Consider the following 26,962-nt stretch of genomic DNA (forward strand, 5'->3'; position numbering starts at 1 on the left):
AGACAGCAACTTCAACTAGAGTAGCTTGGCTACGGTATTTTTTACATTTTATAACTAATAAACTGCGATTGGCCCATAAGGACCATTAATAATTTCTATTTTTGTTTCAAAAATATCTGTCAAAAGTGTTGGGTCCATAACTTCTTCTACTATTCCGAAAGCAGCAATTTGTCCATCTTTCATAGCACAAATTTTATCCGAGTATTTAGCTGCAAAATTTATGTCATGCATAACAGTCAAAATTGTTCGTCCAAATTCATTAGCTGCACGTCTTAAATGCTCCATCATTTGAACAGAACGAGCAACATCAAGATTGTTTAAAGGTTCATCCAAAAGTACATATTCCGTCTCTTGGCACAATACCATCGCTACATATGCCCTTTGTCTTTGACCACCAGAAAGCTCATCTAAATATCTATTCTCTAAACTAGTTAAATCTAAGAAATCGATATATTTAGAAATGATAACCTCATCTTCTTTAGTCAATCTTCCCTTTGAATAAGGAAAGCGCCCAAATCCAACTAATTGTCTAACTGTAAGCCTAGTTACAAAATGATTTTCTTGTCGCAATATAGTCAAAACTTTTGCTAAGTCTTTTGATTTGGATTCAGAAACATCCATATTTGCTACCTGAATTTGGCCTTCATCCATATCTAAAAGTCTGCCAATCATCAAAAGTGTCGTGGACTTTCCAGCGCCATTTGGTCCAATTAAAGAAGTAAAGCCTGCTTTTGGTATTTCAATATCCAAAGGTCCTATTTTTACCTTATCAGTATAGAACTTTTTAACATTATCAATTTTTATCATAAAGCCCTCTTCCTTAAAACTATAGTTAAGAATATAATTCCACCAAATAATTCAATAATAACTGAAACTACACCTTGAGCATGGAATACATGATACATTAAAAAGTATGCGCTCGTCATTATTAAAAATCCTATAGCAAAAGCCATCGGAAAAATATATCTATGATCATAAGTTGCCGCTGCCTGATAACTCAAAGTTGCTACTAAAAAGCCGTAGAAAGTAAGTGGCCCAATTAGAGCGGTTGAAATGGACATCAAAATAGCAACTAATACAAGCGTATAAATTACACTAGGTTGATATTTAACCCCAAAAGAAGTAGCAACATCCTTTCCTAGTGACAAAACGTTCAAATTCTTAGAATGAGCAAAAATTAATACTGCTACAATTATGATCATCGGAATTACAATAGGAAAATATGCAGGATCTGCATGATTAACAGAACCAAATAATCTTGCTTGTAAAATATCAAATTCTGAAGGCGCAAGTAGTTTTCTCATGAAAGTTGACACAGAATTTAACCCGGTACCAATAATAATTCCAACTAAAAGCATAAGTTGTAAATTCCCGTATTTACCGGAAAGTAACCATCCATAAAGTATCAAACTCATGAAGACCATAACAACAACTTGGAATAAAAATGAGCCAATTCCATTAAAATTTATTAATGCACTAGCACCAAAGAAGAATATTGTACTCGTTTGAATTGCTGAATAAAGTGATTCGAAACCTAAAAGTGACGGAGTAATAATCTTATTATTCGTAATAGATTGGAAAGCAACTGTCGACAAGCTATGGCAAACTGCAGCGATAATCATTGCAACAATAGCTACTATCCTTCTCTTAACAACTGGGATAAAAGAAGGTGAATCTATCGGAACTGGATTGTTATAAACTAAAAGTCCATATGAAGAAAGAAGACCTAAAGCAATCAATGTTATCAGTAAAATCCAATAACGTCTTGCTTCCTTCTTAGACCGAAAAGCACTAGCTGATCTACTTTCATTATGAAGGCTAGAATCGATTTCGACATTTTCTTTTTTTCTATATTCTAATGTGATCATCGTAGCCTCCTTGGTTTTCTTTTTCTCAATAAAATAGTAATAAACACGACTGCTCCCACTGTTGCAAGTATTAAAGAAACAGGTACTTCAAAAGGCTGTATAATTGTTCGAGAAATGATGTCACAGGCAGTTATTGCCCCCATTCCGATCACACAAACCCAAGGTAAATTACTCCTAAGGTCATCACCTCTAAACATTGAAACGATATTTGGCACAATTAATCCTAAGAAAGGCAAGTGTCCAATAACAGCTGCAACAATTCCAACTGCAACCGAGATAAGAGCAGTCCCAAAAAGAACAATTCTATTGTAATTAACTCCAAGGCTCGTTGCGACATCTTCTCCTAGTCCAGCTAAAGTCAATCTGTTAGCATACATAAAAATAAGAAAAGTAATGATAACAATCAGCCATAAATATTCATATCTTCCGACCTGAACGTTAGCAAATGAACCGACAAACCAAGTTTCAATACTTTGTGTCTTTTGAAAAAGGAGTCCTAAAAAAGTAGACACTGCAGAAATAACTGCTCCAAGCATCAATCCAATAATCGGAACAATTAAAGACGAACGAAGCTTAACTCTTCTTAAAAATAAAAAGAAAATCATAGTTCCTATAAAAGAAAAAATGATTGCACCAGTCATTCTTTGAACTAAAGTCGGGGCAGGAAATAGTAAATACACAAAAAGCAGGCCTAAGCCTGACCATTCAATCGTCCCCGTTGTAGTAGGTTCAACAAAACGATTCTGTGTAATAAGTTGCATGACGAGCCCTGCCATTGCCATCGCAGCTCCAGTAAGCATTAATGCAACCGTTCTCGGAACACGAGTGATGAAAAACATCTCCATTCCGTCCTCTTGTCCACGTATATCATAAACTCCAGTAAACAGTGATATAATCCCTAAAATTATAACAACTATAACTGCTATTATAAAAGGTTTTGTCCATATTTTATTTTGATTATAAAACTGGGGTTGAGAAATATTCTCAACCCTAGAAATCATATTTTTTGACACTGCTTCGTACCCCTTTACACTACTTAGCTAAAGTTTTTGCAAGATCTCCAAATAACTCTATATAAGTTTGAATTGATTCATTTGTGTAAGTATCTTCTGGTGCATAAACAACTTGTTTTTTAGAAACAGCAGTTGTGTTTTGAAGAGCTGGTGATTTAGAAATAACATCCTTAGCTGGAGCTGACTTAGCTGCATCAGATGTTGCAGCATCACGATCTAATACGAAAAGCCAATCAGGATTTGTTTGTGCAATAGCTTCAACAGAAACGTCATCACCTTTATGACCTGCAGTAGAATTCGAAACTTCTAATGCTGGAGTCCAACCGAAAATGTCATACATAGGTCCCCAAACGCGACCAGAGTGTGGAGCTGCAAAGCCGATATTTCCACCAGTAACGATAACACTCATAACTTTATCTTTTCCGTTATAAGCAGATTTTGCTTTTTCAATAGATTTATCGAAATCAGCTATTAATTGTTTAGCTTCTTTATCTTTAGCAAAGATTTTACCTAAAGTAGTTGTAGAATCTTTAAGTCCTTTTACTAAGTTTTCTCCAGGCTTATTAGCCTTCTCAGAAACATCAAAATTAAGATCAATAACAGCTGCATTTGGCACTAATTTTTTAATTTCTTCGTAATGATCAGCAAATCTTTGACCAACGATTACAAGGTCAGGGTTTGCCGCTGCAATAATTTCAAGATTTGGTTCACGGTGATTTCCAATATTTTGAACTGAATCATCCTTTTTATATGCTGAATCTGCAGGCATGATATCTTTTGGAGCAGCCGCTAGTTTAATTCCCCAATCAGATAAAGTTTCAAAAGTTCTGTTATCCAAAGCAACTACATTCTTTGGGTTTACAGGTACTTTAACAGTTCCATGAGCATCAGTGATTTCAACCGTTTTTGGCTTATCACTACCATTATCTTTATTATTAGCCTTCGAAGTTTCTTTACTTGAATCTGAGCAAGCCACTAACATTAAAGTGAAAATTGCTAGAATACTCACTAATTTTAAAAGCATAGATTTTTTCATATGTATACTCCTTATAGTGTGATTTATTTCGAAAATGATGACATCCATAGATTGAATTAGAAAGTAACTTTTATTCAATTGAATCGCTATTGATAACCATTTTCATTTGAACATCCTGTTAATTAGTATAGTCATTAATTCTGTGAAAATCTTGTGAATGGTGCGAATTCATAAAATCAGGCATAGAAAGTAATATGTGAAGTCGGGCGTATTGATTAACCATGATTTCCTCTACAAAACACGCCCATTAATAGCTAATATTTTCATAATCCATTTTTTACGTCTTTTAATACTTCTAAGAAACTATTTGATTATTAGATTTAATAGAAAACGAGTAAAACTGAATGAAATAGTTTTACTCGTTTTCTATTACCTTATTTTATCATTCAATCATTGAATAGCCTCTGCCGTGTATCGTTTGAATATATCTGTCTTTCTTCTCGCACTTTAACTTTTTTCTTACATACCCAATATATAAATCTACTACATTTGGATTTACTACTACGTTATATCCCCAAACTTGATTCAAAAGCATTTCACGGCTCAATATCGTGTTTTTGTTTTTGATTAAAAATACAAGTAAATCGTACTCACGCTTAGTAAGTGAGAGATTTTCGCCACCTTTTTTCACAATATTGCTTGATGCATCAACAAAGAGATCTTTAAACTGAAAAAAGTTTATCTCCTTTTGCTGGTTACAATCACTTCTCCTTAAAATTGCTTGAACCCTTGCTACTAATTCTTCTTTCGCAAATGGTTTTCTTATATAATCATCTGCTCCTGCTTGTAACCCTGCAACGCAATCCTTACTAGAAATATTGTCAGTCACAATAATAATCGGTGTCGTTTTAACAAGTCGTATTTGTCTGCAAATTTCTGGTCCTGATATACTTAATGAATCCCAATCCAATATGATAATATCCCAATCTTGTTCATATATTATATTTAAACCTTCGTTTTCATTGTGAAGTTTTAAAATGAAATAGCCTTCTTGCGTTAGACCGCTTACGATTTTCTTTGCTGAAGACCGTTCATTTTTAATCACCAACACCTGCTTCACCGATGGTTCACCTCTACTTCAATATAACTTATTTATATAAAAAATTATTCCGAAAAAACAATTTATGATTTACAAATTCCCCCCCCTAAATAATCCATTAAAACAGTTTATTAGGAGAACTCTATATAATCTTACAATAGGTATGGATAAAAACACAAAACATATGAAGATCCAAATAAAGTGAAGTATTAATTAATCAAACAGGGATGTTCATCCCCACTAATTATCAGTCCTCACCACTCAGGCTTTGACGGGATAAAATTGTGATCATTAAGGGATAACACACAAGATACATTGAGGATGTAAGTGAAAGAACCAAAGAATTAGATACATTCTATTTTTAGAACTATAACTTTTCCATAAACAAAAAGAACCATAACCTCGCCAACCTGGCAAAATTATGGTTCATATCATACAAAATAAAAAACCACCAAATATGTATTGGTGGAGACGGTGGGAGTCGAACCCACGTCCAAAAATATCGGCACTTAAGCTTCTACGAGTGTAGTCGATATATTAGCATTTCGCGAACTCTTCGGCCTATCGACAGGCTTCCAAGTTGCTAGTCTGGTTGTTCTCTTCCTTTGTCCTCAGACGGCGAACTCCGGCGTAGTCCACTTAGTTTGAGTCCCTTACCCTACCACATGGACGATGGAGGGAGGAACCTTTAGTGCAATTAAGCAGCTAAAGAAAGATTGTTTTGTTTGCCAATTATAGGCTTTGACGTTTTAACGAGGCCGATCCCCTCGACTCGCAACCTAAGCTCGAACTATCCCTGTCGAATCCGTAACGTCCCCATGATAAAAATGGAGCATACGAAGAAAATATCGTGATAGCTACTAAGAGCTGTTTTTCAATGTGCAACAACCTTACATAAGTTATTATAACATACGAGCTCCATTTTACAAATGTAAATATCTGTATTACATCTTTTGGCGATCACGGAACGCGCGTGCAATTTCACGTTTAGCTTCTTTCTCTTTTAAATCGTGACGTTTATCGTATTGTTTCTTACCTTTTGCTAAACCAAGTGCCATTTTTGCAAATCCATTTTTCAAATAAATTCTAAGTGGAACTAATGCGTAACCTGTTTCTTTCGCAGCGCCCGCTAGTTTATCAATTTCTTTTTTATGCAGAAGTAATTTTCTCGTACGAAGTGGATCATGGTTGAAACGATTCCCTTGTTCGTACGTATTAATGTGCATATTATGAACCCATACTTCACCATTATGTACACGTGCAAACGCATCTTTCAAGTTTACGCGTCCAGCGCGAATCGACTTAATTTCCGTTCCTTGAAGGACAAGCCCTGCTTCGTATGTTTCTTCGATGAAATAATCATGAAATGCTTTTTTATTTTGTGCAATAACCTTACCTGTACCCTTTGGCATATAACGTCCCTCCTCTATTTTTACTATTGTAACAAATGTTAATAAAAAGCGAAAGTGGCTCGCTCAGAATGTGAGGTGGATGGAGCTTCTGACCTTGAGGCGCTCTTTGCCTCTCGGGAAGAAGCGAAGCCGCCGAACATTCTAGCCACTGTAGCTAGATTCCATTAAAAAGCGAAAGTGGCTCGTTCTCAAGCCACCAATAAAAAAAGAAAAGGCCCCGCTTTTCATCAAAGCGAAGCCACTCTTTTCTTACTTACGCTTTTTCTTTTTCTTCTTGAATCCTGGTACGTTTTCGAAGAATGCTTTTTTCTTCTTACCGTTACCATCTTTTTTTCCTGGCTGGCTAGCAGAAGCGGATGCGGATGCAGATCCTCTTCCTTTTCCTTTACCACCACGGTCAAATTTTCTACCTGTGCCACGTTCACCGCCGCGCTCATTACTGCGCTCGCTACGTCCACCGCGTTTCTTTCTGCCTGTTCTTGGCTGCTCGATAACGACTGGACGATCTTTGAACTTACGGCGAGGTGTGCCTTTCATGCCAACGATTTCAAAGTCGATTGCACGCTCGTCTTTGTTTACGTTAATAACGCGAATTGTAATTTCATCACCGATGCGGAATACGTTTCCTGTACGTTCTCCGATCACAGCGAAATGCTGCTCGTCATAACGGTAGTAATCATCCGTTAAATAACTAACGTGTACAAGACCTTCAATTGTATTTGGAAGCTCTACGAATAAACCGAAGTTTGTTACAGAGCTAATCATACCGTCATACTCTTCACCGATCTTATCAACCATATACTCTGCTTTTTTCATCTCATCTGTTTCACGCTCTGCTTCAACAGCACGGCGTTCCATATTAGAAGAGTGCTCTGCAATCTCAGGTAATTTTTCACGCCATTTTGCTTGCGTTTCGTTGTCGACTTTACCATTAATAATGTATTCACGAATTAATCTATGAACGATTGTATCTGGGTAACGACGAATTGGTGATGTGAAGTGTGTGTAGAACTCAGTTGATAAACCGAAATGTCCTAAACTATCCGCATCGTAACGAGCTTGCTTCATAGAACGAAGCATAACTGTTGAAATAACTACTTCTTCTGGCTGTCCTTGAACCATTTCAAGAATTTGTTGCAGCGCACGAGGGTGCACTTCATTCGCACGTCCTTTTACCGCATATCCGAAGTTCGTTACAAACTCGAAGAAACGCTCAAGCTTATCTTCTTTCGGATCTTCATGGACACGGTACATAAACGGTACGTTCATCCAGTGGAAGTGCTCTGCTACTGTTTCATTCGCAACAAGCATAAATTCTTCAATTAACTTCTCTGATACAGAACGATCGCGCATGACAACGTCTGTCGGTTTTCCTTCTTCATCTACTAATACTTTCGCTTCTTTAAAGTCAAAGTCAATTGCACCACGGCGCATACGTTTTTCACGTAAAATTTGTGCCAATTGACCCATCTCTTTAAACATCGGTACGAGCGGCTCATAACGCTTAATTAACTCTTCGTCCTCATCTTCTAAAATGCTTCTTACGTCAGCATACGTCATACGCTCTGTCGTTTTAATCACACTTTGGAAAATCTCGTGTTTAACAACATCACCTAAGTTGTTGATTTCCATTTCACAAGATAATGTCAGACGGTCTACTTTCGGATTTAATGAACAAATACCGTTAGATAGACGATGCGGAATCATCGGGATTACACGGTCAACAAGATACACACTTGTCGCTCTTTCCGCTGCTTCAACATCAATTGGAGAGCCTTCTTGAACGTAATGACTTACATCCGCAATGTGAACGCCTAGCTTGTAGTTACCATTTTCAAGCTTCGTTACTGTAACAGCATCATCTAAGTCTTTCGCATCTGCACCATCAATCGTTACGATCATTTGATCACGCAGGTCGCGGCGATCTTTTAAATCTTCTTCTGAAATCGTTTCTGGTACACTGTTTGCATGCTCCATCACTTCCTCAGGGAATGCTAAAGGTAAATGATGTTTATGAATGACAGATAAAATATCTACTCCTGGATCATTTTTATGACCTAGAATTTGAATAACTTCACCTTCTGCGCTTAAACGATTCTCTGGATAGCTCGTAATTTTCACAACTACTTTATGACCTTCTACAGCACCCATTGATGCGCTTTTCAAGATAAAGATATCACTCGTCCAGCGCTTATTGTCAGGTATAACAAATCCAAAGTTTTTCGATTCTGTATATGTACCAACTAGCTCTTTCGTGCCACGTTCTAAAATGCGTACAATTGAACCTTCTTGACGCGAACCGCTCGATTGAGAACTAAGGCGTGCTAATACTGTATCGCCATGAAGTGCACCGTTTAATTCTGTAGGTGGGATGAAAAGATCATCGTCTCCTGTTTTCTTCTCGTCTGGTACAACGAATGCAAAACCACGTGCATGTCCAATTAATTTACCGCGTATTAAATTCATCTTTTCAGGAAGACCGTAACGGTTGCTACGTGTACGAATAACAAGTCCCTTCTCTTCCATCGTTACAAGTGCCTTTACAAAATCTTTAAAACCCTCAGAACCTTCAATTCCAAATGCCTCTTCTAACTCTTGTATCGTTAGCGGTTTATACGCTTCTTCTCTCATAAATAATAACAACTTATCAATATGTTCTTGTATGATTTCTTCCAAGCAAAAATACCTCCTTTAAAACCTTATATTATTTAGTGTATCCGAAAGATAGGGGATGTATAAAGTGAAACTTCAATACTCCCCTTATGATTTTTACAGTTTTAACAAAAAATTCCTTATGAAAAAAAGAGGCAACTAGATCTTACCAATCTAGTTGCTCCAAGAAGTTATATACATCCTCATGTAGCTCGTCACGTTGTTTATCAAGTGTAATGACATGCGTAGAGTCTTCATACCATTTAATGTCTTTTAACGTAGATTCTACACCGTTATAAATAATGTTAGCACTATCTGTATTAATCATTTCGTCATGACGTGCTTGTACAACAAATGTTGGCGCATAAATCATATCCACATTGTTACGTACGTCAGCAATTAATTGTTGTAATGCTTTTAATGTATTCATCGGTGTCTTTTGGAATTCCAACATTTCTTGTTCAATTTGTTCAGGTGATTTTTGCTCACGTTTTTTATATTCGCGGGCATATGCCAATATACCTTGGTACATCGTTTCTTCGCTCTTAATATACATCGGTGCACACATTGGTACTACACCTAAAACCGGTACTGTATAACCTAATTTTAAAGAAAATACGCCGCCAAGTGACAATCCAACAACAGCAATTTTCTCAAAACCTTTATCTTTTAAAAGCTGATATGCCTCCGTTACATCTTGCCACCAATCTGTAGGCCCTGTATGAACAAGCTCTTCTGGTGGTACACCGTGCCCTTTATAAATTGGCGCATGACAAGTATAGCCTTTCTTTTCTAAGAAACGCCCTAACATACGTACATCAGCTGAGTTCCCTGTGAATCCATGTAGTAATAAAACAGCGCGGTCTCCACCCTCAAATGTAAATGGTTTCGGAGATGCTAATTTCATCATGTATTTCTCCTCTTTCTCTTCTGTAATCTAGTCGTATTCTTTCTATATCTAGTGTACCATATTTGTATTTCTATAATCTAATTAGAAACATCTTTCAAATAGCAAAACAAAAAAAGAAGAACCATTAGTACCATTCACTAACGCTTCTTCTTTCAATTCTATAAATTGAAGTACGTAACACCAATTGTTAATACAAAGAACAATACAGCTAAAACAATTGTAATACGGTTTAATACCGCTTCAATTCCACGTGCCTTTTGCTTACCAAATAATTGCTCCGCACCGCCTGAAATTGCACCTGAAAGGCCTGAGCTATTACTAGATTGCATAAGTACCATAACAATCATTAAAATCGATACAATAATAAGTAAAACTGATAATAACGTATGCACTTGGCGTACCTCCTACAAAGATTCAGTTATTGTAACTGTAGCATAAATTCTATAGAAAAGCGAGAGCTATAGAGGCGCTCTCGCTTTTCTTCTATTACATAAACATCATCGCAAATAACGGTCCAAGTAAACATGTCAAAATTGCTGTTAATGTCATTGTTACCGATCCAATAACACCTTCATGCTCGTTATTTTTCATCGCTCTCATCACGCCCATAATATGAGAAGCACCTCCAAATCCGATACCTTTACCAACTGAGTTTGTAACACGGCTCCATTTTAATAAAAGGGGTCCTGTAATCGTTCCAGTAATACCTGCGATAACAACGAAAGCTGCTGTTAAGGAAGGTACACCACCGACTTGTTCAGAAACACTCATCGCAACTGGCATTGTCACCGATTTTGGTAATGACGATAAGATTAAGCTTTTATCCGTTCCCATAAGTGAAGCAATCGCAAAATCACTAGCGATTGCAACTGTTGTACCTACTAATACCCCGCCAGCAATCGGTACAACATATTTTTGCAGAACATGACGTTGTTTATAAAGAGGAATTGCAAATGCTACAACACCGGGTCCAAGTAGCTTTGCAATCCAGCCACCACCACTTTCCATATAATGTTGATATGGTATATCAAGCACGATAAATAGGAAAGCCATTAATCCAGTTGCTACAAGCATTGGAATGGTGAATGGTGTTGGAAATAATTTATAGATTTTTTTAGATAATTGATATAATAGCACCGTAAAAAGAACCCAACCGATTCCGATTAATATTTGGCTCATCGCGACTCTCTTTCCTTCCTATTTGCAAGATATTGTCCTGTATGTCCTGCGACAATAATAATTAAAAATGTACTCGCTACAACTGTAATGAAAAGAGAAATTCCTTTACTCATAAAAAAAGCACCGTAATTCATTAGGCCAAGCGTTGGCGGAATTAATAAAAACGGCATAATAGCAACGAGTGTTTCTGCTCCTAAATCGAACCATTTCACTGGAAGAACTTTTAGGCTAAGTAAAACAAGTAAGAGGAACATTCCAATCAAACTTCCTGGAATCGGAATATTTAGCATTTCTTGCACCCAAGTTCCAACCATATAAAACACGTAAAGAGCAGCAATTTGGACAAGAATCTTTGTAAATTTCATGTTCATCATCCCTCATGTTTATACGATCTTCTGTTAATATCTTTATCATAGTATAAATTGTAAAAAGCTGCAATTTATCAACTTGACAGCAAAAACAGCCTATGTTATACGCTTACAACCTTGATATGACTACATTTCCAAACGAAAATTATGTCAAAATCCTTGACCTAATATAAAAAGTTTTTATTTTCTGAATTTAAAAGATTATTATTTCAATAAAATAATCTTTTTATTCTTAAACTTACATATATATAAAGTGAAACTTTAATCAATGAGGTTTTCCTCATCTTCATTAATTATTAGCCCTCACCAAGCGGATTTGTACGGGATAAACAAGATAGGTGGTGAACATATGCCCAAAAAAGTTCTCATTTTTTGTGATCCTGGGATTGATGATACGATGGCTCTCCTCTTAGCATTCTTTATCGATGAAATAGAAATCGTCGGTATCGTTGCTGATTACGGCAATGTTCCAAAAAAAATAGCCGTAGAAAATGCTCATTTTTTTAATAACGAAACAAAGAATAGAAATATCAAGATATTCGGTGGTTCAGAACGTCCCCTTACTGGTGCCCCACCTGCGTTTTTTACGGATGTACATGGGAAACAGGGGCTCGGTCCAATTATTCCAAAGGTGAATGTGACTAACGGAGAAATGGAGAATTTTTTTGAAGTCATTCCTCTTATTGAACAGTATAAAGATGAATTAATCATTGTAAGTTTAGGAAGACTTACCTCCCTAGCAATTTTGTTTATCATGTGCAAACAGTTAATGAAACAAATTAAATCTTACTACGTAATGGGCGGTGCCTTTTTACATCCTGGTAATGTTACCCCTATTTCCGAAGCAAACTTTTATGGCGATCCTACTGCCGCTAATATAGTCCTTCAATCCGCAGTTAACATGTACATATACCCATTAAACGTCACTCAATACTCCATCATTACACCAGAAATGGCAGAATACATTGAGGCGAAAGGAAAAGCTCCACTTGTCAAACCGTTATTTGATCATTATTACTACGGATATTATAAAGACGCTCTACCACATTTAAAGGGGAGTCCTTTCCATGACACAATTCCAATACTCGCTTTATTTGATAACTCTATGTTCACGTATCATAAATCACCTATTGTTGTCATGACAGAATCCTCTGCACAAGGAGCAAGCATAGGGGAATTTCGCTCTTTAGTGAACCAGAAGCCATTTATTGATTGGCCGGTTCATCAAATTGCAATTGATTTTGACTATAACCGCTTCTTCAAACATTTCATGTCACTTATGACGGGTGAACAATTTTAGCATAAAAAAACAGACCGTGATTTCTCACGGTCTGTCGTTTATTTTCTACAATTATCGTTTGATGTTATAGAAAGATTTGATACCATCGTAAACAGCGATTTCGCCTAGTTCGTCTTCGATGCGTAATAATTGGTTGTACTTAGCAATACGGTCAGTACGGCTCATAGAACCAGTTTTGATTTGGCCAGCGTTAGTTGCAACTGCGATGTCAGCGATTGTAGCATCTTCAGTTTCACCAGAACGGTGAGATACAACTGCTGTGTAACCAGCACGTTTAGCCATTTCGATAGCTTCGAAAGTCTCAGTTAAAGTACCGATTTGGTTAACTTTAATTAAGATTGAGTTAGAGATACCTTTTTCGATACCTTCAGCAAGTTTTTGAGTGTTAGTTACAAATAAATCGTCACCAACTAATTGTACTTTATCACCGATACGCTCAGTTAATAATTTGTGACCATCCCAGTCGTTTTCGTCTAAACCATCTTCGATAGAGATGATTGGGAAGTCTTTGCAAAGCTCTTCATAGAAATCAACCATTTCTGCAGAAGTTAAGCCAGTACGGCCTTCACCTGCAAGGTCATATTTACCAGTTTCTTTGTTGTAGAACTCAGAAGAAGCAACGTCCATTCCTAAGAATACGTTCTCGCCAGCTTTATAACCAGCTTTTTCGATAGCTTCGATGATTACTTCTAAAGCTTCACGGTTAGAACCAAGGTTTGGAGCGAATCCACCTTCGTCACCTACTGCAGTGTTAAGACCTTTGTCATGTAATACAGCTTTAAGTGCATGGAATACTTCAGCACCCATACGGATTGATTCTTTGAATGTTGGAGCACCAACTGGTAAGATCATGAACTCTTGGAAGTCAACGTTGTTATCAGCGTGAGAACCACCGTTGATGATGTTCATCATTGGAGTTGGTAATTGTTTTGCATTGAATCCACCAAGGTAACGGTATAATGGAAGACCTACGAAGTCAGCTGCTGCGTGAGCTACTGCCATAGATACACCAAGGATAGCGTTAGCGCCTAGTTTACTTTTGTTTGGAGTGCCATCTAATTCGATCATAGCACGGTCGATACCAGCTTGGTCAGTTACATCGAAACCTTCGATTTCTGGAGCGATAATTTCGTTAACGTTGTTTACTGCGTTAATAACACCTTTACCAAGGTAACGAGATTTGTCACCGTCACGTAATTCTACTGCTTCGTGCTCACCAGTAGATGCACCACTTGGTACGATAGCGCGTCCGAAAGCGCCGCTTTCTGTATAAACTTCTACTTCTACAGTTGGGTTACCACGAGAGTCAAGGACTTCGCGAGCATAAACATCAATAATTGTTGGCATAATAAATTCTCTCCTTTTTATATAAGCAAATTATTTAATAATTGTTTTACCTGTCATTTCTTTCGGTTGTTCCACATTTAAAAGTGTAAGCATTGTTGGAGCGATATCTCCTAAAATACCACCTTCACGAAGCTCTACATCATTTTTTGTAACGATGAAAGGAACCGGGTTAGTTGTATGAGCTGTCATAGGACCGCCATCAGCAGTTAACTCCTGATCAGCATTACCATGGTCAGCAGTAATAAGTGCTACACCATCTTTTGCAAGAATCGCTTCTACAACTTTTCCTAAACATTCGTCAGTTGCTTCTACTGCTTTAATTGTTGGTTCCATCATCCCAGAATGGCCAACCATATCACAGTTCGCAAAGTTAAGAATGATAACATCATGTTTATCATTTTCGATTTCATTTACTAAAGCGTCCGTTACTTCGTAAATGCTCATTTCAGGTTTCAAGTCATACGTTGCAACCTTTGGTGAGTTAATTAAGATACGTTCTTCTCCTGGGAATTCAGCCTCACGACCACCGCTAAAGAAGAATGTAACGTGCGGATACTTTTCAGTTTCCGCGATGCGAAGTTGCTTTAATCCCGCTTGCGCAACAACTTCACCTAAAGTGTTATCAAGGTTCATTGGCTTGAATGCCACGTATCCATCTACAGTTTCACTGAAGTGTGTCATACATACGAATTCTGGAATGTGAGGTACTTTTTCACCACGATCGAACTCACGGAAGTCTTCGTTTGTAAATACACGAGCAATTTGAATTGCACGGTCTGGACGGAAATTATAGAAGATAACTGCATCATCATCATTGATTGTTGCAACTGGCGTGTTATCTTCGTTAACAATTACAGACGGCAATACGAATTCATCATAGATACCGTTCGCATAAGAGTCTTCTACACACTCTTCTGCTGATTTATAAGTAGGGCCTTCACCATTCACCATAGCACTGTAACATTTTTCTACGCGATCCCAACGCTTGTCACGGTCCATAGAGTAATAACGACCAGAGATAGTCGCGAATTGTCCTACTCCTGTTTCTTTAATTACTTCATTCGTTGCATCGATATAACCTTTTGCTGTTTGTGGTCCAACATCGCGGCCGTCTAAGAATGCATGGATATAAACTTTCTCCACGCCTTCTTTTGCTGCTAAGCGAAGAAGAGCAAACATATGGTTCATGTGACTGTGCACACCACCGTCAGAAAGTAAACCGAATAAATGAAGTGCAGTACCTTTTTCTTTTACGCTTTTAATTGCATTTTGAAAAGTTTCGTTCTTATCGAACTCACCTTCACGAATTGCAACGTTAACGCGTGTTAAGCTTTGATATACTACGCGGCCAGCACCGATATTTAAGTGACCAACCTCAGAGTTACCCATTTGACCTTCTGGAAGACCTACCGCCTCACCACAAGCTGTAAGCGTTGTGTGAGGGAATTTGTTCCAGTAACCATCAAAATTAGGTTTCTTAGCTTGTGCTACAGCATTCCCGTAAGTTTCTTCACGAAGTCCGAAACCGTCAAGAATGATTAAAGCTGTTGGCTTTCTCATTTTACCGCCCCCAGAAGACCTAAGAACGAAGCAGGCTCTAAGCTAGCACCGCCAACTAAAGCGCCGTCGATGTCAGATTGTGCCATATACTCTTTAATGTTTTCTGGTTCTACGCTACCGCCGTATTGGATACGAACAGCTTCTGCAGCTTCTGGAGAAACAGCTTCTGCAACAACTTTACGGATGTGCGCACATACTTCGTTTGCATCTGCAGAAGAAGAAGATTTACCTGTACCGATAGCCCAGATTGGCTCATAAGCGATAACAGTTGCTTTAACTTGCTCTTCTGTTAAACCTGCAAGTGCTTTTGTCACTTGACCTGCTACTAGATCAAATGTTTTTCCGCTTTCGCGCTCTTCTAAAGTCTCACCACAACATACGATTGGTGTTAAACCATGTTCAAATGCTGCGATAGTCTTTTTGTTTACTGACTCATCTGTTTCAGCAAACATTTCACGACGCTCAGAGTGGCCAAGTACTACATAGCCAACTTTTAAGTCGCTAAGTGCTACTGGGCTAATTTCGCCAGTGAATGCACCATTTTTTTCGAAGTGCATGTTTTGTGCACCTACTTGTAAGTCAGTCCCTTCAGTTGCTGCTACAAGGCGCTCTAAGAATAGAGCTGGAGAGCAAACTACTGCATCAACAGCTGAAGCTGCTGGGATTTGACCTTTAACTTCCTCTACGAAGCTAACTGCTTCTGATAGAGTTTTATTCATTTTCCAGTTACCTGCGATAATTGGTTTACGCATGCTTTGCACCGTCCTTTTTCTTTGGCTGCTACTTATTTGTCGTTAAGACAAACTACACCTGGAAGCTCTTTACCTTCCATGAATTCTAATGACGCACCGCCGCCAGTAGAAATGTGGCTCATTTTATCAGCCATACCGAATTTTTCAACAGCTGCTGCAGAGTCACCACCGCCGATAACAGAGTATGTATCTTCTGCATCTGCTAATGCTTGTCCTACTGCTTTTGTACCTTCTGCGAATGGAGTCATTTCGAATACACCCATTGGTCCATTCCATACAACAAGCTTAGAATTTTTAATTACATCTGCATAAATTTCACGTGTTTTAGGACCGATGTCCACGCCTTCCCAGTTAGAAGGGATAGAGTCGATACCAACGATTTTAGTTGTTGCAGTTTCAGAGAATTCCTCAGTGATTACAACATCAACTGGCATGTAGAAGTTTACGCCTTTTTCTTTTGCAAGTTGCATAAATTCTTTAGCTAGTTCGATCTTGTCGTCTTCACATAGAGATAGACCAATTTCATGACCTAAAGCTTTAACGAATGTGTAAGCAAGTCCACCACCGATGATTAAGTTATCTACTTTGTCTAATAGATGACGAATTACACCGATTTTATCTTTTACTTTCGCACCACCGATGATAGCTGTAAATGGACGTTCTGGGTTAGAAAGTGCTTTACCAAGTACATCTAACTCTTTTTCCATTAATAGACCAGATACTGCTGGTAGGTAGTCTGCGATACCTGCTGTAGAAGCGTGAGCACGGTGAGCTGCACCGAATGCATCGTTTACGAAGATGTCAGCAAGTGCTGCAAATTCTTTCGCAAGTTCTGCATCGTTCTTTTCTTCGCCCGCATAGAAACGTACGTTTTCAAGAACTAATACGTCGCCTTCGTTCATTGCTGCAACCATTTCTTGTGCAACTGGTCCGAATGCTTCGTCCGCTTTTTTAACGTCTTTACCAAGAAGCTCGCCTAAACGTGCTGCTACTGGAGTTAAACGCATTTCTTCTACTACTTGACCTTTTGGACGGCCTAAGTGACTTGCTAAAATAACTTTCGCACCTTGCTCTACTAAATATTGAATTGTAGGAAGAGCTGCACGGATACGAGTTTCATCTGTAATTTTGCCTTCTTTCATAGGTACGTTGAAATCAACGCGGCAAAATACACGCTTACCTTTTAAATCTACGTCACGAATTGATTTTTTGTTCATTGGATTTCCCTCCGACTACTAGTTAGGATTGACAAAACCCACTCAAAAGCTTAACACATTTGCTTTTAAAACGAAAGAAGAGAGAGAGGGAACAAACCCTCTCCCTCGTTTTGTCATTGATAACTTATATAATTAAGAATTAAAGACCTTTTGAAGTCATGTAAGCTGCTAGGTCTACTACGCGGTTAGAGTAACCAGTTTCGTTATCGTACCAAGAAAGTACTTTAACCATGTTACCTTCCATTACCATTGTAGATAATGCATCGATTGTAGAAGAAGCTGTACATCCGTTATAGTCGATAGATACTAATGGCTCTTCGCTGTATCCAAGGATACCTTTTAATTCGCCTTCAGCTGCTGCTTTGAATGCTGCATTTACTTCTTCAACTGTTACTTCTTTGTCAAGTTCAACAACTAAGTCAACTAGAGAAACGTTAGCAGTTGGAACACGTACAGCGCCACCGTTTAATTTACCTTTAAGTTCTGGTAATACTAATGCTACAGCTTTAGCTGCACCAGTAGATGTTGGGATCATGTTTTCAGCTGCTGCACGAGCACGGCGTAAATCTTTGTGTGGTAAGTCTAAGATTTGTTGGTCGTTAGTGTAAGAGTGAATTGTTGTCATCATTCCGCGTTTTACGCCGAATTTTTCGTTTAATACTTTAGCGAATGGAGCTAGACAGTTTGTAGTACAAGAAGCGTTAGATACTACGTTGTGGTTAGCTGCATCGTATTGTTCGTGGTTAACACCCATAACTACAGTGATATCTTCGTCAGAAGCTGGAGCTGAGATGATAACTTTCTTAACTGATCCACCTAAGTGTTTCTCAGCATCTGATTTTTTAGTGAAACGGCCAGTAGATTCTACTACTACTTCTACTCCGTAGTCGCTCCATGGTAATTGAGCTGGATCACGCTCAGCGATAACTTTAATTTCTTTACCGTTAACAACGATGCTGTTTTCGTTAGCAGATACTTCTGCATTTAAAGTTCCGTGAACTGTGTCATATTTTAAAAGGTGAGCTAATGTTTTAGCATCTGTTAAGTCGTTGATTGCTACTACTTCTACCTCAGAGTTGTTAAGAGCTGCGCGGAATACGTTACGTCCGATACGTCCAAATCCATTAATACCAATTTTAGTCATTTGAATTTCCTCCTTGGGGGATTATATTAAAGGGTAAAACCCTTTGTTAACTGTTTTGCTGCACCTTCATCTGTAATTAGAATTGAAGTGTGCCCTTGTTTAATTACAGCCTGTATTGCTTTTGCCTTTGAAGAACCTCCAGCGACTGCAACAACATGAGATACATTTTGTAAGTCCTCTAGTTGCATACCAACTGTTCTTACTTTATGAACAACATTTCCTTCTTCATTAAAGTAGTAACCGAAAGCTTCGCCAACTGCTTCGCTTGCCTGAATCTTTAACCAATCTGCTTCTGAAGTACTTCTGCGACGTGCCATTGTTAACGCATCACCTATTCCATGAATGACGATATTGGAAGATCGAATCAACTCAAGAACTTCTTTCACGGAAGGCTCTGTCACAATAGACGCATATGCTTCGCTACTAACATGGTCTGGAACATACAATAAGCGATAATTACTCATCGTATTTTGCGCCATCTTGGCACAAATGGTATTGGCTTCTAATTCAACACCTTCTCCAATTCCACCACGTGCTGGGACAAACAGCATATGTAAATCTTTGCAATCAAGTTGCATCATGTCCGCAGCAGCAGCTAGCGTAGTTCCTCCAGCCACAGCAACGATATTATTCGCTGTCAGACGGTCTTTTATACAAGTCACACAAGCACGGCCCATCTCCAGTTTGACCCAAGGTGATTCATCACTATCACCAGGGACAACGAAAACTTCATCCAAGTCTAATGTTTCCTTAAGTTGCTTTTCTAAAACCTTTAACCCGGAAATTTCTTTCATAAAGCCTTCCAATGCAAGAACTAAAGCTGTTCCTTCTTCTGTCAAAGTCATTCCAGAAGAAGCGACGTGAACTAAGTTTTGTTCTTTCAAAACTTGAACTTCACTTCGCAATACTCGTTCTGTCATACCGAGACTTGCTGATAAGTTTCTTCTTCCAATCGGCTGCATGAGCCTAATGTATTGAAGAATTTGCATTCTCGTTTGCATAACAGGTAGCAGATCAGGTAATAATTTTTTTGTGTTCTGAATCCATGAGCGCATATCTTTTCTCCTCACTACATCGGTTCATTTTCCCTCGTGGTCACTTTACGTCCCGTAGTGACATTTTGTGTCCCACATAGGTTAAAAAAATAATCCCTGCTACGTGTATTATTGTAACAGGAGATAGAAACTTATTCAACTCTTAACTGCATTCTTTATATAGTTTATTATGACACCTTTGTGAATGTTACCATATTCTACTTGTTTTCCGTCCATTTCTACAACCGGAATCATTAAGTGATATTTTTCTAAAAGGTCATTATCTTCATATATATCTATTTCCTCGATTTGAAAAGAATATTCACATTGTACTTCCTGTAAAACTTGTTTTGCCTTCACGCAAAGGCCACAATCTTTTTTAGTATACAGTACAACTTTCATCTTCTTCACCTATCCGATCGTTTTTCGTAATGACGAAGCTGGGATATGCATTTGTTCTCTATACTTCGCCACTGTTCTTCGAGAAATAACAATTTCATGCTCTTCTTCTAATAATTTTGAAATCTTTTGATCTGAAAGTGGCTTTTTCTTATCCTCTGCCCCAATTAGCGTTTGAATAAATTGTTTTACACGTTTTGTAGAAACTGCTTCATCTTCAGTCGTCGAAACGGCATTGCTAAAGAACGATTTCATCTCAAATAAACCGTGTGGTGTTTGCACATATTTATTTCGCGTCGCACGACTAATTGTCGATTCATGCACACTTAACTCTTCCGCTACCTCTTTTAAAGCGAGAGGTCTTAAATACTCTGGACCTTTCCAGAAGAAATCACGTTGTTTTTCCATAATAATAGTCATTACTTGCAACAATGTCTGTTTTCTCTGCTTCAAACTGCGCATAATCCACTGCACATGCTGATACTTTTCTGATACGTAAGATGCTACTTCACTTTCACTATTATTAAGAAGCGCACTATATTCAGAGTGAATTTCAATTCTCGGCATATTTCTCTCATTCATTTGTAAAACGAGGCGATCGCCATCTTTTTTCACCGCCATATCAGGCACAATATAAAGTGGTTTATCTGAAGAAAACGCAAGACCTGGTTTTGGTTGTAATGACGTTATACAATTTACCGCACTCTGTAATTCCTCATTACTACATTTCAACACTTGAACGAGCTTTCGCCAATCTTTCTTCACAAAATAAGCGAAATGATCTTCTACAACCTCTTCTGCTAATCCATTTCGCCTTTGTAAGCGCTTCAATTGTAAGGTTAAACATTCCTGAATATTACGCGCCCCTACCCCTGCTGGCTCCAGTGATTGGACAAGCTCTACAGAACGGTCGACTACATGAATATGTGCAGAAAGGATCTCTGCTAACTCTTCATTCGTTTCTTGTAAATATCCATTTCCATCCATGTTCATAATAATGAAAGAAGCTACTTTTCGCTCTTCTTCATCTATTTTATAATACTGTATTTGATTTAATAAATGTTGCTGAATCGTTGTAGAATCCACACTGTAGATTTCCATCTGATTCTCGACTTGTTTGCTGGTACTTTTACTGTTGTTAGAGCTCTTTTTCTTCTCCCTCTCAAAACCACCTAACTCAATAAGGGGATTCTCTAACGATTGCTCATACAAAAACTCCGATAATTCTTGTACATTATACTGGAGCATTGTAATCGCTTGCCTTAACTCTTGTGTCATTGCCAAACGTAAGCTTTGTTCTTGTAAAAGACTTGCCTTCAAACTAATCTCCCCCTTGTTTCTATTGTACAATAAGTTTGGTAAAAGGAGAATCCTCACGCAGACACCCATTCCAAAATATTATTAATTTATATGTATTAATGAGATTTACAACTTACAACCGAAATTTGAATAATATTGAAAGAAAATAATAAAGTGAAACTTTAATCAGTGGGGGGTTTTGTCCATCCCCACTGATTATTAGCCCTTACCAATCGGGCTTTTACGGGCAGTCCGATCCCCACCTAACTTCTTTGCTTCCGCTGAATTTTGAGGTGGGGGTCTTACTGCCCGTTAATGCGGGATAAACTTTTTATAACCACATACTAATAGTAACTCTTAATTCTATATATAACAACATTAAATTTCTCTCTGTTCAATTCCAAAATAAAAAGAGCAGTTTAGGTATAGTGACGCTTCACTATGCCTAACTACTCTTTTATGATTTTTATTAAGGAAGAAACCTTTTATTCAACGCTAAGGAACTTTGATTCCTAATTACATAGGAATCATAGAGATAATCATTTGATTCACTAGACGCTCCTTGAATTCCCCCCATCTCTTCCACAGACAACTCAACTATTTTTTTCACGCTTCTCTCGCCACTACTATCCATCATTTTTTGTTTTCTTTTCGAAAAAAATCTCATTATTTATTCCCCCCTACAATTAATTATTTTTTAACAATTGACTAAATTTAAGGCTCTTACCACTTCTTAACACGCCTTTCGGATAGACCTCTGCTGCAAACATAGCAATTAAGCTGATACTAGCTACTAATACAACTATAGATGTAATAATTTCTAAACTCCCAACGGATCCATTAATAATCCTAACTACCATACTGATTGGAGCTGTAAACGGTACATATGATGTCACTCTTGATACTAACCCTTCAGGGTGATCAAGTACTACTAATAACTCCACCACTAAGCTTCCCATCAATATAAGAGTAATTGGCATCGTTGTTCCAGATAATTCTTCTGGCCTGCTTACCATAGAACCAAACACTGCGAAAAGTGCCGCATAAACGAAGTAACCGAGAACAAAATATAACAAGAAATATGCAGCATGCTCACCTGTAATCATATTTACATCAATATTCACTCCAAAAAACGAATCCGATACCTTGAAAATTCCAGATTTAATATATAGCGCCATACTAAGGAAGAAAATAAATAACTGTGTCAAACTAGCAAGACCGACTCCTAATATCTTCCCAAAGACCATGTGAACAGGCGACACCTTCGTTACCATCACTTCCATAACACGCGACGCCTTCTCTGACGCTACCGCTGTAGCAATCGCATTTCCATACGAAGTAATTGCTAAGTACATAATCGCTACTAATAAATACACCAGTAAGAATGAGCTTGTTTCTTCGTTATTTAAGTTTTGCTTTTTCGCTTGCACGTTCATCGTCAGTGATTTCACAGCCTCTTCTGATAACTGTTGTTTAACTACCGCACTTTGAAAATACTGATTTTGTACAAATACCTGCGCACTTTGAATCAACTTAGGATTATCCACCTTCATAAAGTAATCTAATACTGGTTCAGCACCCGCACCCTCTTTTAATATAAAGAGCGCTTCGACTTTCTTATCTAACAAATCTTGCTTATATTGATTTAATTTTGTTTTATCACCTAAAGACCAATCCCATTCTGGAAGAGCTTTACTAAGATTAGATTGATCCAAAGTAACATTAGGTGCTTCGGAAATAAATACAACTTTTGCTTTTTCTTTCTCTCCAGAAAACTTTTGTACTAAAGTTGGAAAGGAGAATAAGAATATCCCTCCCCCTATTAATAACAATGTCATCCCAATAAATATTTTCGTCCTCACACGATCCCAATACGTTTGCCCTAAAACAATCCAGAAATTCCTCATTACTTATGCACCCGCCTTTTCAACAAAGATTTGATGTAAAGAAGGTTCTTTAATAGAAACATCTCGGATATATTGTTTAGTTTTAATATCTTCAAGCAGCGAAAATGCATCCTCTCCATCATTAACTTTAATCATGAACGTACGATTAACTTTTTCAAAATTGAAATTTTTCTTCTTAAGAATAGGTTCAATATCCCCTTCCGTTTGCAACGTCATATATTTGTATTGATAACTTTTCTTAATATCTGACAAGGCACCCGATAATACAAGTTGACCATTTTTCATAATACAAATTTCCTCACAGAACGTTTCTACACTGTCCATTTGATGACTACAGAAGATAATCGTTTTTCTTTGCGCGATTAACTCGAGCACAACATTTTTTAACACCTCTGCATTTACAGGATCCAATCCACTAAATGGTTCATCTAGTATGATGAATTCCGGATTATGCAATATCGCTGAAATCAATTGGATTTTTTGTTGATTTCCCTTTGACAATTCCTCTGTTTTCTTCTTTAAATGTGGTGTCATTTCTAATTTTTCTAGCCATTGTAACGCATGCCTTTTTGCAAGATTAGCTGGCATTCCTTCTAACTTGCCGAAATACACCAATTGCTCCACTACATTCATTTTCGGGTATAATCCACGCTCTTCTGGTAAATAGCCAATAGATAGGTCTTTCTTTGAAAAAGGGCGATTATTCCATAGAATTTGGCCGCTATCCGGTTTGATTAAATCTAAGATCATACGAATCGTTGTCGTCTTACCAGCACCATTTCGGCCCAGCATCCCTAAAATTCCACCTTCTTCTACACGTATATTTAAATCATTAACGGCTTTATATTCACCAAATGTTTTATTTAATCCTTGAATTTCAAATGCCACCCTTAACAGCTCCTTTTAGCTTTTTACGAAATAAATAACCGCCATTCCTAATACAATCCCGCCTACCATCAACAAAAACTTTTTCATAACTATTTCCCCTTTCATTTACTTGTTAAGTTGTATCTTTATCATAGACTTCTTTCTGATGCTATTGTCCGCAATCCGTACTGTATTTACCGTAAAAAAAGCGAACCACTCTTATGTGGTTCACCGCAATTTCAACAGATGAAGTTGATTGTATGAAAACTTCTTAAATGTTATTATAAAAATATTCAGAAATTAAATGATGTACCTACAAAGAGAGGTGTCCAAACCGTTGCAGATACAACGTAATTTCATTTTCATTTCATGTGTAACTATCCTGTATTTTTGTTTACAAGGCTATATCTTATATAAAATAAACCAACCATATAGTGGAGTTCTTATTTCTAAAACAGACTCAGCTACATACACAATAGAAAAAATTAAATCCTCCGGTTGGGCTTTTCATACGGACTTAAAAGAAGGAGATATAATCTATTCGATTAATAAAGAAAAGCCTCATTTAGGAATACTTCCTGGATATCAAAACCAATCACTAAATGCATCAGAAATACAAGTTAAAAAAGATGATATCACCCAAACTTATAAAGGAACACAACATTTCATTGATTATCGTGACAAAATCATTTCTGTATACTTCCCCTTCCTACTCGCTTTTATTTGTTTAGGGTTATCTATTTTTCTTTATACAAAGAAGCCTTTGAACCGGGAAAAATTCTTTTTGATCACGTTTCTATTCATGACTTCCTCAAGTCTTCTAATTGCAGTTGAATCTGGTAAAGGTGATTTTATCGCCCTCATTATTTTAAGTATTGTATTTCAAGGTACACCTATGTCTCTCATTTTATTGTTGAATGAATTATTTAAGAAAAAGCAACTATACGTCATTTCTATGAGATTTCTAAAAATCGACATTGCAATTGGCATTATTTTATTATCACTCTCTATTTTAATGATGTTCATTCCATTTCCCGTAGTTAATACCGATGGATTAGAACTAATTTACCTTTCAATAAATATTATCTTTTGCATATACTTTTTAATCCGTGCCTATATCAAATATCACAATACAGTACATAAACCATTTTTAAAATTAATGCTCACGATTCATTCCATTGCCTTCTTTCCGTTCGTTACACTCTATGCTCTTCCAGATGCAATATTCAGTACACCGATTCTCTCAGCAGATATTGGAGCTATGTTCCTAATCGCTCTTCCAATCGGTTATTTTTATTTAGTAGCGACTAAGCAGATTTTTGATATAGATTTTGTATTTGATCGTTTACGATATTACGCATTTCTGTCACTAATCCCAACTCTATTAATTGCAATCATTACGAGCTGGAGCATTTATTACAAAGACAATTTTCTCTCTCGACTGCTGCAAAGTTTTATTATTATTTTCCCGTTAAACATTCTATTTCTCATATTAAAAGAAAGATTAGATTTTACATTCCGTAATCACCTCTTTCGGACTAAAACAAACTTATACGTAAACATTGAACAGTTTACCGCACAGCTATCATCTATTATGAAAACAGAAGAGTTAGAGAAAAAATTCACTAATGAAATCGTTTCGATGTTGAAACCTTCTTTTGTTCAATTTGTTCAATATGATATGAAAGACAACACATATACACAATGCAACGGATATGGACAAACGAAAGATTTCACACTTTCTAAAAAGAAAAAATGGAGTATGGCAGCATTACTAATTAATGATTTATTAGAGGATGATGGATGCATCGGTATTTACTTATACTCTACTAAACATATAAAGCACTACATCTGGATTGGAACAAAAGTGAATAATATTAAATATAATACGCATGAAAAATCATGGTTCATCACTGTCACGACATACGTCCGTCTTATTTACGAAAACTTGTATACCATTAATGAAATTATTCATTCTCTAGAGCAGGAGAGTTTAGAATCCAAAACAAATTCTGCAAGCTTATCACGCCTACTCTTTCAAATTTCTGAACAAGAAAGGCGCCGACTCGCTTCAGATTTACACGACTCTGCATTACAAGATCAAATCGTATGGTACCGCAAACTAGACTCTTTACTAAAAAACAAATCCGTTCCACTAGAATTAAAAAATGAACTAAAAAAAATCCACTTCGGTATGCACGATGTAATACAACAAATTCGCGACACATGTAATGAATTGCGTCCATCACTTTTATCAGATGCTGGTTTAATTGGTGCATTAAGAGAATTGCTAGCCCAAACACAATTACGTGTGCAGTTTCAAATTCAATTTGATCACGAATCAATTCAAGAACATCATTACGATTTTGACAAAATTTTATCTTTATATCGTATCATTCAAGAACTACTAACAAACGCAGATAAACATTCCGAGGCAACCATCGTATCGATTTTTTTATGGGAAGAGAATAACTGTATTTTCCTAGACTACCGAGACAACGGCAAAGGTTTTAATATAGACACTCCCTACTCTCCTAATCAGCATATGGGACTTTCCGGTATAAAAGGAAGGCTTCAATCAATTGGTGGAGAAATACATATAGTATCCGAAGCTAAAAAAGGACTTCAAATAAACATTACAGTTCCGAGGTGGTAAATA

The 26,962-nt window shown here is 37.2% G+C and carries 24 protein-coding genes and 1 other RNA gene; 2 read left to right on the forward strand and 23 right to left on the reverse strand.

All coding sequences use genetic code 11. The features are described 5' to 3' along the window. Positions 1–54 precede the first annotated feature (54 nt). The 12 genes from MR169_RS06045 to MR169_RS06100 form a co-directional block, all read right to left on the reverse strand. Positions 55–807: an iron ABC transporter ATP-binding protein gene (locus MR169_RS06045; protein ID WP_242319117.1), complete on the reverse strand. Its 753-nt coding sequence runs from the start codon at positions 805–807 to the stop codon at positions 55–57. Continuing rightward, entirely contained in the window at positions 804–1,868 is a 1,065-nt protein-coding gene (locus tag MR169_RS06050) for an iron chelate uptake ABC transporter family permease subunit (protein ID WP_000631241.1), read from the reverse strand. Before MR169_RS06050 ends, MR169_RS06045 begins: the two co-directional genes overlap by 4 nt. Then, entirely contained in the window at positions 1,865–2,881 is a 1,017-nt protein-coding gene (locus tag MR169_RS06055; RefSeq protein WP_098283680.1) for an ABC transporter permease, read from the reverse strand. Before MR169_RS06055 ends, MR169_RS06050 begins: the two co-directional genes overlap by 4 nt. Positions 2,882–2,900: 19 nt before the next feature. After that, a complete protein-coding gene (locus tag MR169_RS06060) occupies positions 2,901–3,917 on the reverse strand; it encodes a siderophore ABC transporter substrate-binding protein (RefSeq protein ID WP_137074676.1) in 1,017 nt (338 codons plus the stop codon). Between the two features lie 382 nt (positions 3,918–4,299). Next, complete coding sequence (locus tag MR169_RS06065; RefSeq protein ID WP_000815815.1) at positions 4,300–4,977, reverse strand: response regulator transcription factor; 678 nt, start codon at positions 4,975–4,977, stop codon at positions 4,300–4,302. A 442-nt stretch (positions 4,978–5,419) separates the two neighbouring features. Next, positions 5,420–5,774, reverse strand: a transfer-messenger RNA (tmRNA) gene (ssrA, locus tag MR169_RS06070). A 126-nt stretch (positions 5,775–5,900) separates the two neighbouring features. Then, the gene (gene smpB, locus MR169_RS06075) at positions 5,901–6,368 is read right to left on the reverse strand and encodes an SsrA-binding protein (RefSeq protein ID WP_001123919.1); all 468 of its coding nucleotides are present in this window, start codon (positions 6,366–6,368) and stop codon (positions 5,901–5,903) included. Positions 6,369–6,617: 249 nt separating this feature from the next. Continuing rightward, positions 6,618–9,044, reverse strand: a complete 2,427-nt coding sequence (rnr, locus tag MR169_RS06080) for a ribonuclease R (protein ID WP_242319118.1) — start codon at positions 9,042–9,044, stop codon at positions 6,618–6,620. Between the two features lie 142 nt (positions 9,045–9,186). Further along, a complete protein-coding gene (gene estA, locus MR169_RS06085) occupies positions 9,187–9,927 on the reverse strand; it encodes a carboxylesterase (protein ID WP_000761986.1) in 741 nt (246 codons plus the stop codon). Positions 9,928–10,088: 161 nt separating this feature from the next. After that, on the reverse strand, positions 10,089–10,322 hold the full coding sequence (gene secG, locus MR169_RS06090; protein ID WP_000557264.1) for a preprotein translocase subunit SecG: 234 nt from the start codon (positions 10,320–10,322) through the stop codon (positions 10,089–10,091). A 94-nt stretch (positions 10,323–10,416) separates the two neighbouring features. Then, entirely contained in the window at positions 10,417–11,109 is a 693-nt protein-coding gene (locus MR169_RS06095; RefSeq protein WP_242319119.1) for an LrgB family protein, read from the reverse strand. Further along, a complete protein-coding gene (locus MR169_RS06100; protein ID WP_000673222.1) occupies positions 11,106–11,474 on the reverse strand; it encodes a CidA/LrgA family holin-like protein in 369 nt (122 codons plus the stop codon). The genes MR169_RS06095 and MR169_RS06100 overlap by 4 nt, the downstream gene beginning before the upstream one ends. A 352-nt stretch (positions 11,475–11,826) precedes the next feature. Between MR169_RS06100 and MR169_RS06105 the strand changes: the two genes are divergently transcribed. After that, positions 11,827–12,777, forward strand: a complete 951-nt coding sequence (locus MR169_RS06105; RefSeq protein WP_001125046.1) for a nucleoside hydrolase — start codon at positions 11,827–11,829, stop codon at positions 12,775–12,777. Between the two features lie 51 nt (positions 12,778–12,828). On the opposite strand, the gene eno is transcribed toward MR169_RS06105, so the two are convergent. The 11 genes from eno to MR169_RS06160 all read right to left on the reverse strand — a co-directional run bounded on the left by eno (position 12,829) and on the right by MR169_RS06160 (position 24,324). After that, a complete protein-coding gene (gene eno / locus MR169_RS06110) occupies positions 12,829–14,124 on the reverse strand; it encodes a phosphopyruvate hydratase (protein ID WP_001142112.1) in 1,296 nt (431 codons plus the stop codon). Positions 14,125–14,154: 30 nt separating this feature from the next. After that, complete coding sequence (gene gpmI, locus MR169_RS06115) at positions 14,155–15,684, reverse strand: 2,3-bisphosphoglycerate-independent phosphoglycerate mutase (protein WP_001231158.1); 1,530 nt, start codon at positions 15,682–15,684, stop codon at positions 14,155–14,157. After that, positions 15,681–16,436, reverse strand: coding sequence for a triose-phosphate isomerase (gene tpiA / locus MR169_RS06120; RefSeq protein ID WP_242319120.1), 756 nt, complete (start codon positions 16,434–16,436; stop codon positions 15,681–15,683). The genes gpmI and tpiA overlap by 4 nt, the downstream gene beginning before the upstream one ends. A 32-nt stretch (positions 16,437–16,468) precedes the next feature. Continuing rightward, positions 16,469–17,653, reverse strand: a complete 1,185-nt coding sequence (locus MR169_RS06125; protein ID WP_001036350.1) for a phosphoglycerate kinase — start codon at positions 17,651–17,653, stop codon at positions 16,469–16,471. Between the two features lie 139 nt (positions 17,654–17,792). Next, positions 17,793–18,797: a type I glyceraldehyde-3-phosphate dehydrogenase gene (gene gap / locus MR169_RS06130; protein WP_000161236.1), complete on the reverse strand. Its 1,005-nt coding sequence runs from the start codon at positions 18,795–18,797 to the stop codon at positions 17,793–17,795. 26 nt (positions 18,798–18,823) lie between these two features. Beyond that, the gene (gene cggR / locus MR169_RS06135; protein WP_242319121.1) at positions 18,824–19,852 is read right to left on the reverse strand and encodes a sugar-binding transcriptional regulator; all 1,029 of its coding nucleotides are present in this window, start codon (positions 19,850–19,852) and stop codon (positions 18,824–18,826) included. A gap of 135 nt (positions 19,853–19,987) precedes the next feature. Further along, positions 19,988–20,233, reverse strand: a complete 246-nt coding sequence (locus MR169_RS06140) for a glutaredoxin family protein (protein WP_000869730.1) — start codon at positions 20,231–20,233, stop codon at positions 19,988–19,990. Between the two features lie 9 nt (positions 20,234–20,242). Continuing rightward, the gene (gene rpoN, locus MR169_RS06145) at positions 20,243–21,550 is read right to left on the reverse strand and encodes an RNA polymerase factor sigma-54 (protein ID WP_242319122.1); all 1,308 of its coding nucleotides are present in this window, start codon (positions 21,548–21,550) and stop codon (positions 20,243–20,245) included. Positions 21,551–21,998: 448 nt separating this feature from the next. Beyond that, positions 21,999–22,196, reverse strand: a complete 198-nt coding sequence (locus MR169_RS06150; protein ID WP_242319123.1) for a hypothetical protein — start codon at positions 22,194–22,196, stop codon at positions 21,999–22,001. Between the two features lie 19 nt (positions 22,197–22,215). Continuing rightward, on the reverse strand, positions 22,216–23,436 hold the full coding sequence (locus tag MR169_RS06155; protein ID WP_242319124.1) for an ABC transporter permease: 1,221 nt from the start codon (positions 23,434–23,436) through the stop codon (positions 22,216–22,218). 3 nt (positions 23,437–23,439) lie between these two features. Continuing rightward, positions 23,440–24,324 (reverse strand): ABC transporter ATP-binding protein, encoded by an 885-nt coding sequence (locus MR169_RS06160; RefSeq protein ID WP_242319125.1) that lies wholly within the window; start codon positions 24,322–24,324, stop codon positions 23,440–23,442. Positions 24,325–24,607: 283 nt separating this feature from the next. Between MR169_RS06160 and MR169_RS06165 the strand changes: the two genes are divergently transcribed. Then, the gene (locus tag MR169_RS06165; protein ID WP_002001439.1) at positions 24,608–26,959 is read left to right on the forward strand and encodes a sensor histidine kinase; all 2,352 of its coding nucleotides are present in this window, start codon (positions 24,608–24,610) and stop codon (positions 26,957–26,959) included. Positions 26,960–26,962 lie beyond the last annotated feature (3 nt).

The organism is Bacillus cereus group sp. BfR-BA-01349 (assembly GCF_022663795.1).
In the GTDB taxonomy this organism is placed as follows: Bacteria; Bacillota; Bacilli; order Bacillales; family Bacillaceae_G; genus Bacillus_A; species Bacillus_A cereus.

Excerpts from the sequence above, each read along its gene's own strand:
- MR169_RS06045 (WP_242319117.1), bottom strand. The coding sequence starts at position 807 with ATGATAAAAATTGATAATGTTAAAAAGTTCTATACTGATAAGGTAAAA.
- MR169_RS06050 (WP_000631241.1), bottom strand. The coding sequence starts at position 1,868 with ATGATCACATTAGAATATAGAAAAAAAGAAAATGTCGAAATCGATTCT.
- MR169_RS06060 (WP_137074676.1), bottom strand. The coding sequence starts at position 3,917 with ATGAAAAAATCTATGCTTTTAAAATTAGTGAGTATTCTAGCAATTTTC.
- smpB (WP_001123919.1), bottom strand. The coding sequence starts at position 6,368 with ATGCCAAAGGGTACAGGTAAGGTTATTGCACAAAATAAAAAAGCATTT.
- estA (WP_000761986.1), bottom strand. The coding sequence starts at position 9,927 with ATGAAATTAGCATCTCCGAAACCATTTACATTTGAGGGTGGAGACCGC.
- MR169_RS06095 (WP_242319119.1), bottom strand. The coding sequence starts at position 11,109 with ATGAGCCAAATATTAATCGGAATCGGTTGGGTTCTTTTTACGGTGCTA.
- MR169_RS06100 (WP_000673222.1), bottom strand. The coding sequence starts at position 11,474 with ATGAAATTTACAAAGATTCTTGTCCAAATTGCTGCTCTTTACGTGTTT.
- MR169_RS06105 (WP_001125046.1), top strand. The coding sequence starts at position 11,827 with ATGCCCAAAAAAGTTCTCATTTTTTGTGATCCTGGGATTGATGATACG.
- eno (WP_001142112.1), bottom strand. The coding sequence starts at position 14,124 with ATGCCAACAATTATTGATGTTTATGCTCGCGAAGTCCTTGACTCTCGT.
- gpmI (WP_001231158.1), bottom strand. The coding sequence starts at position 15,684 with ATGAGAAAGCCAACAGCTTTAATCATTCTTGACGGTTTCGGACTTCGT.
- tpiA (WP_242319120.1), bottom strand. The coding sequence starts at position 16,436 with ATGCGTAAACCAATTATCGCAGGTAACTGGAAAATGAATAAAACTCTA.
- MR169_RS06125 (WP_001036350.1), bottom strand. The coding sequence starts at position 17,653 with ATGAACAAAAAATCAATTCGTGACGTAGATTTAAAAGGTAAGCGTGTA.
- gap (WP_000161236.1), bottom strand. The coding sequence starts at position 18,797 with ATGACTAAAATTGGTATTAATGGATTTGGACGTATCGGACGTAACGTA.
- cggR (WP_242319121.1), bottom strand. The coding sequence starts at position 19,852 with ATGCGCTCATGGATTCAGAACACAAAAAAATTATTACCTGATCTGCTA.
- MR169_RS06140 (WP_000869730.1), bottom strand. The coding sequence starts at position 20,233 with ATGAAAGTTGTACTGTATACTAAAAAAGATTGTGGCCTTTGCGTGAAG.
- MR169_RS06150 (WP_242319123.1), bottom strand. The coding sequence starts at position 22,196 with ATGAGATTTTTTTCGAAAAGAAAACAAAAAATGATGGATAGTAGTGGC.
- MR169_RS06155 (WP_242319124.1), bottom strand. The coding sequence starts at position 23,436 with ATGAGGAATTTCTGGATTGTTTTAGGGCAAACGTATTGGGATCGTGTG.
- MR169_RS06165 (WP_002001439.1), top strand. The coding sequence starts at position 24,608 with ATGATGTACCTACAAAGAGAGGTGTCCAAACCGTTGCAGATACAACGT.